Here is a 12,224-nt window from a genome sequence, read left to right on the forward strand (position 1 = left end):
AATCTCACATCTCACATCTCATATCTCACATCTCATATCTCAAATCTAATACCTAAAAAAGGCAAACCCTATAAGCCGGATTCTGTACCCCGATCATCGGAGCCTCTATCATTTATCTGGGCCCACCATCACTGGTAGGCTCAAGCGGTCTACCCGTTGCGGTCTCCGTCACGCCTCCCGGCGTGGGCGGAATGGGAACGAGCCGCCCCCCATCCGCAACCTATTTGACCTTTCAACCCCCGGGGTTTACCGCGGTGCATGTCGCCATGCAAAGCCGTGGGCTCTTACCCCACGTTTTCACCCTTACCGCGCCGCTGGCGTGGCGGTATATTTTCTGTGGCACTTTCCGTATCACACCTCTCGGCATGACCCTTCCCGTTAGGAAGCGGGGTGCTCTGCGTTGTCCGGACTTTCCTCCCTCCCACCGTGGCAGAAGAGCGATAGAGCAGGTTTGCCTCGCGCAAAGGTACATAATAAGTTATTAAGTTTGAAGCACGTGGCGCACGTACGTCGTAAAACCGTATCTTTGTCTACCATGACAACTCCGCAAACAGTAAAGCCCTACAACGATACCGATGCAGACAAAAAGCAGCAGGTTGCCGACATGTTCAATAATATTTCGGGCACCTATGATTTCCTCAACCATTTCATGTCGTTGGGTATCGATATCATTTGGCGCAAAAAAGCGATCCGATTGTTGAAAGCGAGCAAGCCGCAACGACTGCTTGACGTGGCTACGGGTACAGGTGATTTTGCGCTGGAGGCCATCAGGATCCTCCAGCCTAAGAAAGTGATCGGCGTAGACATCTCGTCGGGGATGCTGGCCATTGCACGCGAGAAGATCACCAAGAAGGGTCTGAGCGACCAGTTTGAAGTGGTGCTGGCAGACTCGGAGAACCTGCCTTTCGCAGACAGCACATTCGACGCGGTGACGGTTGCCTTTGGCGTGCGCAACTTCGAAAACCTGGAAAAGGGCCTCACCGATATCCACCGGGTGCTCAAGCCCGGCGGCAAGGCGGTTATCCTTGAGTTCTCGAACCCCAAAGGTTTCCCGGTGAAACAGCTTTACCGTTTTTATTTCAACCACATCACGCCGCTCATCGGGAAGGTGTTTTCGAAAGACCACCGGGCATACAGCTACCTGCCCGAGTCCGTTGCACAGTTCCCCGATGGGGCGCGGTTCACCGACATCCTCCAACGTGCGGGCTTCCACGGGGCAGTGGCTCGTCCGCAGACATTCGGCATCTGCACCATCTATATCGGAACGAAATAATGGGGTGGCGGTGCCTGCATATCGGTTGCTGCTTGGCGGTTTTCTTGTCCATTGCCATGGCCACGCATGGCCAACTGCGCTACCAGCGGTGGGGCGGCGGCGTAGACGACGAGCCCCTGCATTTCGGTTTCAGCTTCCACTACATCAATGCGGACTATAAGTTTGACTTGAAGGAAAATTGGCGGGAACTGGGGTATACGCAGGTCACGTCGCCTTTTTCCCATAATGTTGGTCTCGGATTGCTTGCCGATGCAAAACTGACGGAGAACCTCAACCTCCGGCTGCAACCTAACTTGAGATTTATGAATATCCATGTGAAGATGTTTAATGGCGGAAATCTTGTAAATAAAGATCATTCTAACATACATCGCTCTGACATCGGCATCCCTTTGTTATTGAAGTTCAAGTCCGACCGGAAAACAAACATGCGGGGTTACCTCATCGGCGGTGGGGAATTAGCTTTCAACGCCTCCTCTGCGAAAAGATACGATCGCAGCAAGGATATCATGACAACCCGGAGTTACCTCGCTTACACCGCAGGCATCGGTTTCGACATCTATTTCGAGTATTTCAAAATGTCGCCCGAAATCCGTTGGGTGCAAAGTATCGGTAATATGCTGGATGACGATCCTAAAAACACATTTAATGTCAACGACTCCCCCATACAACGGCTCTACATGCGGAGCTTCCAGGTGAGTCTGTATTTTGAGTGAGGTGATGATGGAGGTCTCATATCTCATATCTCATATCTCATATCTCACATCTAATGTCTAGTGTCTAATATCTAATATCTAGTGTCTAATATCTCACATCTCATGTCTAAAAATAAAACAGCATTCATCACAGGAGCAAGTGCCGGTATCGGCGAAGCTTGCGCGCGGGTATTCGCCCGTGAGGGTTACGATTTGTTATTGGCGGCACGACGCATCGATCGCCTGGAAGCACTATCGGCAGAACTTACGGCGGCGTACGGCATACAAACCCATTTGCTGGCGCTCGACGTCCGGAATGCAGACGAGGTATTTGATGCGTTCAACAACATTCCTGAGCAATGGAAACAGATAGACGTGTTGGTAAATAACGCCGGCCTGAGCCAGGGACTCGACCCGATACATACGAGCGATATCGGCGACTGGGACCGGATGATTGACACCAACATCAAGGGCTTGCTGTATGTTACCCGTGCCGTGGCACCGGGCATGGCTGCACGGAAACAGGGCCACATCATCAACATCGGCTCTATCGCCGGTAAGGAGGTATACCCAAACGGCAATGTGTACTGTGCCACCAAGCATGCCGTGGATGCACTTACCAAAGGGATGCGGATCGATCTGCTAACCAAGCACATCAAAGTGACGGCCATCCATCCCGGCATGGTGGAAACCGAGTTTTCGGAAGTGCGCTTCAAAGGCGACAGGGAACGTGCTGCAGCGGTATACGACCGTATCGAGCCGCTTATAGCCGAAGATATCGCCGAAGCCGTCTGGTTTGTAACCTCTCGCCCCGGGCATGTCAACATTAACGACATGGTCATCATGCCCACCATGCAGGCTAGCGCAACCATCGCAATACGTGAATAGCGACCTTTATTTCGTTTTCAATTAAAGTGGGTATTTTTTCCCTATTTTGCACCACCATGAGAAGAATCCAACTAAATTTGCTCGTCCTTATGACTACCATCACCACCGCTGCATTCGCCGTGCCATCCATCCACTTCGAAGTATCGTTCAAGGAGCCTCAGGCCCACTACGCTGAGATCAAAATGGAAATCTCAGATTTCCGCAACGACTATATCGATGTGAAGATGCCGGTATGGACGCCGGGTTCGTACCTGATACGCGAATATGCCAGGCACGTTGAAAGCGTGGAAGCGTGTGACGCTGCCGGCACACACCTCACCGTGCAAAAAACAGCTAAGAACACGTGGCGCATCCACTCGAAAAAGGCAGAAAAAGTGACGTTCAGTTACCGCATCTATGGGTTTGAGGTTTCCGTGCGGACCAACTTCATCGACGACAGCCATGCCTTCCTTTCGCCCGCCGCCACCTTCATGTATGTCGACGGCATGCTAAACCTTCCGGCCGAGGTAACGGTCATCCCACATGCCAATTGGTCTACAATATCCACCGGATTGGAATCAGTAGCCGGCAAACCGAATACCTTCCATGCCGCCGACTTCGACATCCTGTTTGACTCGCCTATCGAAGTGGGTAACCAGGATGTATTTACCTTCGAAGCCGCTGGTGTGCACCATGAAATTGCCATGGTGGGGGGTGGCAATTATGACAAAGCACGGCTGACGGCTGATTGCGCTGCCATTGTGGAGGAGGCGACCGCTATCTTCGGTGTTAACCCGAATAAGCGGTACGTATTCATTGTGCACAATTACCAGTCGGGCGGCGGCGGACTGGAACACCTTAACTCTACCGTATTGGGCGCGAGCAGGAACGGCTACCAAAGCGAACGCTCCTACGTGGGATTCCTCGGCTTGGTGGCACACGAGTACTTCCACTTATGGCACGTGAAGCGCCTACGCCCCATGGAGCTCGGCCCGTTTAACTACGACGCGGAAAACTATACCTCCGCACTTTGGATTATGGAAGGTTTCACAGCCTACTACGACAACCTATTGCTCCGCCGATGTGGTTTCCTGAGCGAAGGCAGTTATTTGCAGGCACTCACCAGCGACATCAACGCGGTCGAGAACCGCCCAGGCAGCCAAATCCAGTCGGCAGCACAGGCCAGCTTCGATGCTTGGATCAAGCAATACCGGCCCGACGAGAACTCCGTCAATACGAGCGTATCGTATTATAATAAAGGAGCCTTGCTGGCTATGTTGCTCGACGTCAAAATTCTCGCCGCCACACGGGGCGAAAAACGACTGGATGACGTTTTAAAAGCAGCATACGAGCAGTTCTATGTATCGGGAAAACGCGGTTTCGAAGAACAGGAGTTCCGGGCACTGGTCGAGCAGACCGCAGGCACTTCCGTAGCAGACATCTTCGATGCGGCGCGCGCCGTGGGCCCGTTGGATTACAATAGTTACCTCAATGCAGTCGGTTATGAGTTGGTCGATAACAACCAAGGGCTGGAGCTGCCGGAACTTGGCTTCAACACTTCGGTAAACGACGGCCGCATAGTGGTGACCAGCGTAACACGTGGCACCGGTGCGTGGGACGGCGGGATAAATGTGAGGGATGAAATCCTCGCCATCGATGGCGAGCGACTGGACGCCAACGGCCGCGAGCTGAACCGCCTGATGCAAACCGCAAGTGTAGGTGACGTGCTCAACGTACTGTTAGCGCGTGACGGGAAAATCCGGGAGCTGGAAATCACCCTGGCAAAGGATACCAAAGGGTCATTCCGCATCATGCCGCTACAAAACGCGTCAGCGGAACAAATTGAACTGGGAAAAATCTGGCTTTCGTTAAATTAATTGTTAATTGTTAATTGTTAATTGTTAATTGTTAATTGTTAATTGTTAATTGTTAGTTGTTAGTTGTTAGTTGTTAATTGTTGGTTGTTAATTGTCAATTGTTGGTTGTTAGTGGTCAAGTATTACCGTTCGGCTAAAAGGCATTAACCATTGACCATTAACCATTGACCATTGACCATTGACCATTGACCATTAACCATTAACCATTAACCATTAACCATTGACCATTAACCATTGACCATTAACCATTGACCATTAACCATTGACCATTAACCATTGACCATTAACCATTGACCATTAACCATTGACCATTAAAACACGAACCGTATCGATAGGCCGATTCCGTCGAACCGCACCCCCGACTCGGGCGTCAGTTCCATTGTAGGTTTCCAGTCCAATGACAGGTTGATGGGTGCTTCGGGGATTTTGTAATCGGCCCCTACCACACCGTCAAAACTCCAGGCTAAGCCACTCGAATCGGTGTCTTTATAGCGGTAATGTCCCAGTCCACCACCAAAACCGTAATACCAACGCAACCCTTCCACATCGATAAAATTCACAGGCTGGTGGATTTCGTACAGCCCGAGCAACTTAAAAATGGTAAAATTCCGGTTGCCCTGGAAATTCAGAATCCCGTCGATGGCGTGGCTCTCGTTGAGAAAGTGCTTATAGGTAATCCCGTTTGCAACACCAAACCGCCCCCCTATCGCCCGGGTATAATCGCTTCCCTCCTGTGCCATAACGGGATGGCTAATAATTCCAAAAAATATAACCGCAACGAATAAGGCCGATCGTTTTATTTCCATGCCACTACCTGCACAAAACAGATGCCAATATGCTATCCGATACCGGGGGACGGGAGCTATTTTTTCGAAAACTATGATTTCCTTGAAATTGTTATTAACTTTAGATGCGCTGGCATGGATTTCCGGCGATAGTATAAACCGATCAGATAAATGGTTATGGAAAGATCCACCCGTATTTTTGATATACTCACATATTACAAAAAACATTACGCCAAGCCGGTCATGGTTGCAGGGAAGGCAACCGGTAAATGGACGAATTACTCGACAGACGATTTTCTGTCTATCGTAGACAACCTCAGTAAGGGGCTGGTAGCAAAGGGGGTCCGTAAAGGTGACAAAATAGCACTCATGTCGCACAACCGGCCCGAATGGAACTTCTGCGACTTCGCCATCAACCAGCTAGGGGCGGCGGTTGTGCCCCTCTACCCCACGCTTTCCAAACAAGACCTATCTTTCATTATCAGCGACGCCGAAGTCAAAATTATCTTGCTCAGCGATACCGAGCTTTACGAAAAGATAGCCGAAGCACTGGCAGAAAACAACTTGGACATCCCCATCTATACCTTCGACACCGTAGATGCCAAGCCTTCGTGGCAAACACTGGTGGATGAAGGCAAACAACTAGATATCGATTTGGCACCTTACCGTGACGCCGTGGTAGAAGACGACTTGCTAACCCTGATTTACACATCCGGCACAACCGGCAAACCCAAGGGCGTGTGCCTCTCCCATAAAAATGTGTTGACGAATGTATATGATTGCTTCGAACTACTGCCCAGCTACTTCAAGAAGGCGCTGAGCTTCCTGCCACTATGCCATATTTTTGAGCGCATGGTAGTGTACCTGTATTTCGCCAAAGGTGTGGAAGTGCATTATGCGGAGAGTCTGGATACTATCGTGGCAGACATCAATGATGTGAAGCCGGATGGGTTTACCACCGTGCCCCGTGTTTTGGAGAAAGTCTATGACAAAATTGTATTGAAAGGCAAAGCGCTCACCGGAGTGAAAAAGCAGATTTTTTTCTGGGCGCTCAACCTGGGGCTCAACAACAAAGAACCGGGCAAAAACAGCGGTTGGTTTGAGTTCCGGCTGGGTATTGCCCGCAAGTTGGTGTTCAAGAAATGGCAGGAAGCACTTGGCGGCAATATCAAGCTGATTGTTTCGGGTGGTGCCGCACTCCAACCCCGCTTGGCGCGTGTATTCTGGGCGGCCGGCATACCCGTGATGGAGGGTTACGGCCTCACAGAAACCTCGCCGGTAATCGCCGTGAATACGCTGGAAAAGGATGGCGTGAAATTCGGAACGGTGGGGAAAGTGCTTAAGAGTGTGGATGTAAAAATTGCCGACGACGGCGAAATATTGTGTAAAGGCCCCAGCATCTTCGAAAGCTACTACAAGAACGAGGCCGCTACCGCCGAAGTGATCGATAACGAGGGCTATTTACACACGGGCGATATCGGCGACCTGGATGCCGAGGGTTTCTTGCGCGTAACGGACCGTAAGAAAGAAATGTTTAAAACCGCCGGTGGCAAATACGTGGCACCCCAAGTGCTGGAAAACAAATTCATGGAGTCAACCATGATCGCCCAGGTGATGGTCGTCGGCGAAAACCGCAGATTCCCCGCCGCGCTTATTGTGCCCGCTTTCGATGTATTGGAACAATGGTGTGGGATCAAGGGGATTCCCTTCGGCTCGAACGAGGAAGCCGTAAAGAACCCGGCCGTCATTGAGAAATACCAACGGGAAATCGACCAGCTGAACCAAGGGTTCGGACAATGGGAAAAGGTGAAGAAATTCGTCCTGCTGCCCAACCAATGGACCATCGATGCCGGTGAGCTCACACCGAAGCTCAGCTTGAAGCGCAAGGTGATATTGAAGCGGCATGAAGAAGCCATAAACGGCATCTACGAAGAAAACTGAACGCAAAGCTGCCGCTATGAGATTTTTACGCGCAGAATTTTATAAGGACATCTTCAAACTACTTAGCGATAGCGCCTCCGAATTCGCCAAAGACAAGGCAATGAAGATGAGTGCATCGCTCGCTTACTACACCATTTTCTCCATCGCCCCCCTACTGCTCATTGTTATCTGGCTGGTGGGGTTTTTCTATGGTGAGTTGCTCTCCGGACCCCAAGATGCCCAAACGGAGGTTTTCGACGAATTTGCAAACATATTCGGTCCGGAAACGGCAGCACAGATACAGCAGATCATCCAAAACATCAGCGTATCAAACAAATCCGGGCTGGGAATTGCCATTGGCATTGGTACGTTGGTCATCGGATCGACCACCATCTTCATCGAAATCCAGGACTCGCTCAATCGGATCTGGGGGGTCAGACCCAAACCCAAAAAAGGATGGTTGAAGTTACTGCTCGACCGCGCCTTATCCCTCTCGATGGTACTCGGTCTGGGCTTCCTGCTCATCGTATCGCTGATCGCCAATGGTATCGTGGTGGCCTTGAGCTCGCAGATTACCGCCTATTTCCCGGACATATCCGTCTTCGTTGTGCAATGGATCAATGTGGGGCTCACCTTCGTTGTGATTACTGCCCTCTTCGCGTTCATTTTCCATTTCCTTCCCGATGCGCGGATGCGTTTCCGCGACGTGGTTGGCGGCGCATTGTTTACCGCCGCGCTGTTCATGCTGGGCCGGTACCTCATTGCGCTCTATATGCAATTTTCCGCTCCCGCCTCCGCCTATGGCGCCGCAGGTGCCATCATCGTCATGCTCCTATGGGTCTATTACTCGGCTGCCATCCTCTATTTCGGGGCTGAGTTTACCAAGGTCTATGCACTGAAATACGGCAAAGGCGTCTGGCCGTCGTCTTATGCGGTGAAAGTTGTGGTCACCGAACAGGAGGTGGAGGGTGAGCCCATCCGTATACCCGATGGTCAAAAGAGCGAAAGCTGAGCCGATGCAAGCTTAACTCGGTCGAAATTACTGGCTGAAACCCCTAATAGCCGTATCGGCATGGGGTCTCCCGCTGTTACGGCACGGAGCGAGCGGCATGCCAGCTCCATCACATCTTCAAATTCATCGGTGTAATGAGACAATGTGTGACTGCGGGTGACCAGCCTGAAATCAGCGAACCGGACTTTCAGCGTAAACGTACGCCCTTTCAGGTTGCGGTTCTTCAGCCGGTTTATGAGCTTAGCCGTTATTTTGCCCAGTTCTTCCTCCATCGTGTCTAAGCTCACCAGGTCTGTGGAGAACGTGTCTTCCACCGCTACGGATTTCAGCTCGCGGTTAGGTTGCACGACACGGTCGTCTATACCCCGTACGATACGGTAATAGAAACGGCCGCTCTTGCCAAACAACCGCACCAGCTCCGCTTCGGGCATCCGTTTGAGGTCTGCCCCGGTGAATAATTGCAGCTTCCGCATTTTGGCGGCGGTGACCTTACCGACACCAAAAAATTTCTCGACGGGGAGCTGCTCCATGAACCGCTCCACGCGCGACGGCCCGATGAACGTAAGGCCATCCGGCTTGTCTATGTCAGAGGCTATCTTTGCCACAAACTTATTGATAGAGACACCGGCCGATGCCGTAAGCAAGAGCTCGCTGCGGATATCGGATTTGATACGCTTGGCAATTTCGATAGCAGATCCGATCCCCTGTTTATCGGTGGTTACATCCAAGTATGCTTCATCGAGCGATAGCGGTTCGATCAGGTCGGTATAGCGCCTGAAAACCGCACGTATCTGCGCGGAAACAGCTTTATACACATCAAATCTGGGGGGAACGAACAAGGCATGGGGACAAAGTCTGATGGCCCTGCTGGATGGCATGGCAGAATGTATGCCGAAACCGCGGGCTTCGTAACTGGCCGTTGCTACCACCCCACGGCTCGTGGGAGGACCGCCAACCACGAGCGGTTTACCCCGGTATTCCGGAAAATCCCGCTGCTCTACCGACGCATAAAACGCATCCATATCGATATGGATGATCTTCCGCATGTCATTAATCCCCTATTTTACATCAGTTTACCGTATACCGGTATACTGCCCGCCCGATGTTGCCATGCATATCAACACCTTCTACCACTACCCGGTAGCTCCCCTTACCATCGGAATTGTAATAGTCGAGCTGCACCCGGCCGTCTTCGCCCGTCTTCACATCGGGGTTCCAGTAAACGGTTGTGCGGATATCGTTCACCGCACGCCGCTCCGGTGTGTCGTATTTCGGCACGTAAAACTTACGTTCTTTCACGTAGCCCAACGGAGTCAAATCGATGATATTGCTTTTCGGCAACAGGCTTTCTATCTCGCTGAGCGACATACGCGGTGCTTTTTCAACTTTCTTCGTGTAGATAGATACCACGCCGTTATTCTGGTACATGCGGCTCACGGTTCCAAGCTCGTCACGGAGGAAGATCTCGATGCCTTCCACATCAGACGGCATCACACCGTTCAGTCCGGGTACATCCATCGCCATGCCATTCACAAAAAACTGCACAGGGATGCGCCCTCCCGAATTGTAATCGCGGGTAATATAGAAAAGTTGGCTCTGCGCATCGTAGGTGATGCCCGTAAGGGCCGTTTGCAGGCACATGATGAGGTTATTGCACCCTTTCAGGCGGTCGCCGCTCAGCTGGTGGTCGGCCATACCCAATCCCGAAATTGCCGGATAGTCCTTGTGCGACATCGTCGGACGCACCGTGGCCGTAACTTCCACCTCTTCCAGCAACACCGAAGTACGGTATTCGTTGCGGCTATTGTCGAGGTACGAGGCCAGCCGCTCGTCGATATTCAGCACATCGTTGGCCCGGTAAGCGGAGGTATCGATACCCGGGAATTGTGAGGGATCCACATTGATGACCATATTCCGGTAATTGTCATTCCCGCGTGCATTGATCGTTACGCGCGATGAGTCTGTGAATTGCAGGTCTTTGAACACAAAGTGCCCCCTTTCGTCGGTATACACATCGGTCCTGAAGCTCCTATCGGGGATAGACAGCAGCAAGCCGCCGTTGACCACCGGCTTCCCGTTATTGAGGCGAAGGATACCGGATATCTCGATACCCTGTTCGGGAAAGAAATGCACGGGCGGATAATTATCGGCCAGCACATCGCTGTATGAAAATCGGCGGTAGCCCTGGGTAAGCAGCAGTGCATCCAGCGCATCCCGTTTTTCGTCATCCGGATCGGTAAAGTAGTAATTGGGGGCTTCCACATAGCCCTTGAGGTCTGACGTAAGCAGCAGGTTACTCAGAATCGTCGTTTCGTGATTCCCGTCGAAAGGCACCTTCGTTTCGTCGACCACCGATATGGAGTAATTCCCAACAGTAGGCGTACCATTGTTGGCTACGGCGAGCCCCAGGTTGACCAGTTCTTTGGCGGCATATTCATTTTTGTTGCTCGTCACGGTAATATCCAACGGCTCGATATTCTCCACGAAAACCAGCCTTTCGCTGAGTGGTTTTCCCGACGAGCTGAACAACGTGAGCTGCGCAATGCCCGTTGGGAAGCGGTCTTTGGGCAAATTCACCAATATAGCTTCATTGCGTAACAGGGCCTGCGCCGCATAGCAGAGGATTCCGTTTGACTGGGCTATCAAGTAAAATGCTTTTCCCTTATTCGAGTTAAAATAGCGGTTGTCCGCCACGATTGCCAGCTGCAATTGGGCGGTGTCCGACTTGAGTACCGTGACATTGATGCCCTGGCCTGCTACTGCCGGCAGCGGATACTCGCGGCTCTGGCCGTTTTCAAAACTCAGTTTCGCCATGTAACTATTGCCTGCTTCGGGAGTGAGCATGAAATAACCCATCCCGAAATGCGAGTCGCCTATCTTAGCAACCTCATTCCCGCCCTGGTCTACAATACTTCCGGTTACAGAAAGCCCCCGCCCATCATTTCCCACTGCTTTAAACGCCACCTTCTTAGCTACACCGGCTAGGAGGTCGCCACCCTCCGGGAAAAATTGCACATCTGCATCCCATAGGGCACTACGCAACGGAAAGCTGCCAAGCATGGGGTCGCCACTTCCTACAGATTCCAATGAAACGTGGAGGTTGCCCTTGCGGAGTAAATCACGGTCTTTCCCGTTGATGTTGATAACGACGTTGCCCACTGCATCGGTCTTTCCTTTCCCATCGTCTATAGGCTCCCACCCCGCAACGGCAGCCCAGGTCAATTTGCGGTCTCCCAATGGCTTCCCTTCCCGGTCCTTGAATTGGATTACGGCCTGGGTACGCGCATTCTTACCGTTGCTCACATCGTTGAACGAAACAGTATAATGCAAGTTATTATTGAGCACATCGCCTATGGGGATAATTTTATTGAAGAAATAAGCCGGGTCGAAATTGACCATCCATTTGGTATAGGCCCTGAACCGGTAATTCCCTTGGGTATACCACTCCTGGTCGAGCACCAGATGGCCATCGCCCGCATGGTCTGTGAGCGGAATCCGCATAGTCTGCATCAGTGAGTCCTTACCGTTCATTACTTCCACGTATGCCACTTTACTCAATTCGTAGTTGTACATATTGCTGGTCAGGTAAACCTTAAACCACATGGTGTCGCCCACGGAGTAGTAAGGCTTATCAAAATGTATATGTACCTTTTCAATGGGATACGCTTCCAGCAGTTTCTGTGTTTTCTCGACAACAGTATTGATACTGATACTGTCTTGTTGCGCATGCAAATGGATGGATTGGCAACAGATAAAAAGTGCACAGCACAATAGCTTTATGGTACGGATCATTCCCAT

At 51.4% G+C, this 12,224-nt stretch carries 9 protein-coding genes and 1 other RNA gene; 6 read left to right on the top strand and 4 right to left on the bottom strand.

The features are described from left to right. Positions 1-55: 55 nt before the first annotated feature. Positions 56-457: RNase P RNA component class A (gene rnpB / locus NGM62_RS05885), an RNA gene on the bottom strand. A 78-nt stretch (positions 458-535) separates the two neighbouring features. Between rnpB and ubiE the strand changes: the two genes are divergently transcribed. From ubiE to NGM62_RS05905, 4 genes are all read left to right on the top strand, one after another. Beyond that, positions 536-1,273: a bifunctional demethylmenaquinone methyltransferase/2-methoxy-6-polyprenyl-1,4-benzoquinol methylase UbiE gene (ubiE, locus tag NGM62_RS05890; protein ID WP_262246572.1), complete on the top strand. Its 738-nt coding sequence runs from the start codon at positions 536-538 to the stop codon at positions 1,271-1,273. Continuing rightward, a complete protein-coding gene (gene porT, locus NGM62_RS05895; RefSeq protein WP_262246573.1) occupies positions 1,273-1,986 on the top strand; it encodes a type IX secretion/gliding motility protein PorT/SprT in 714 nt (237 codons plus the stop codon). Before ubiE ends, porT begins: the two co-directional genes overlap by 1 nt. A 102-nt stretch (positions 1,987-2,088) precedes the next feature. Continuing rightward, positions 2,089-2,853 (top strand): SDR family oxidoreductase, encoded by a 765-nt coding sequence (locus NGM62_RS05900; RefSeq protein ID WP_262246574.1) that lies wholly within the window; start codon positions 2,089-2,091, stop codon positions 2,851-2,853. Between the two features lie 89 nt (positions 2,854-2,942). Next, the gene (locus NGM62_RS05905) at positions 2,943-4,709 is read left to right on the top strand and encodes a M61 family metallopeptidase (protein WP_262246575.1); all 1,767 of its coding nucleotides are present in this window, start codon (positions 2,943-2,945) and stop codon (positions 4,707-4,709) included. Positions 4,710-5,020: 311 nt separating this feature from the next. Here NGM62_RS05905 and NGM62_RS05910 read toward each other — a convergent pair whose 3' ends face one another. Continuing rightward, positions 5,021-5,449, bottom strand: a complete 429-nt coding sequence (locus NGM62_RS05910; protein ID WP_262246576.1) for a hypothetical protein — start codon at positions 5,447-5,449, stop codon at positions 5,021-5,023. Positions 5,450-5,671: 222 nt separating this feature from the next. On the opposite strand from NGM62_RS05910, the gene NGM62_RS05915 reads away from it, so the two are divergent. Both NGM62_RS05915 and NGM62_RS05920 read left to right on the top strand, forming a co-directional pair. Continuing rightward, positions 5,672-7,435, top strand: a complete 1,764-nt coding sequence (locus NGM62_RS05915; protein WP_262246577.1) for an AMP-dependent synthetase/ligase — start codon at positions 5,672-5,674, stop codon at positions 7,433-7,435. Between the two features lie 16 nt (positions 7,436-7,451). Beyond that, a complete protein-coding gene (locus NGM62_RS05920) occupies positions 7,452-8,426 on the top strand; it encodes a YihY/virulence factor BrkB family protein (RefSeq protein ID WP_262246578.1) in 975 nt (324 codons plus the stop codon). Here the strand turns inward: NGM62_RS05920 and dinB are convergent. Then, positions 8,408-9,472 carry a DNA polymerase IV gene (gene dinB / locus NGM62_RS05925; RefSeq protein ID WP_262246579.1) on the bottom strand — a complete coding sequence of 355 codons (1,065 nt, stop codon included), beginning with the start codon at positions 9,470-9,472 and terminating at the stop codon, positions 8,408-8,410. The two genes, NGM62_RS05920 and dinB, sit on opposite strands and share 19 nt — an antisense overlap. Before the next feature lie 22 nt (positions 9,473-9,494). After that, positions 9,495-12,218 carry a carboxypeptidase-like regulatory domain-containing protein gene (locus NGM62_RS05930; RefSeq protein ID WP_262246580.1) on the bottom strand — a complete coding sequence of 908 codons (2,724 nt, stop codon included), beginning with the start codon at positions 12,216-12,218 and terminating at the stop codon, positions 9,495-9,497. Positions 12,219-12,224 lie beyond the last annotated feature (6 nt).

The organism is Parapedobacter soli (assembly GCF_025460835.1).
In the GTDB taxonomy this organism is placed as follows: domain Bacteria; phylum Bacteroidota; class Bacteroidia; order Sphingobacteriales; family Sphingobacteriaceae; genus Parapedobacter; species Parapedobacter soli.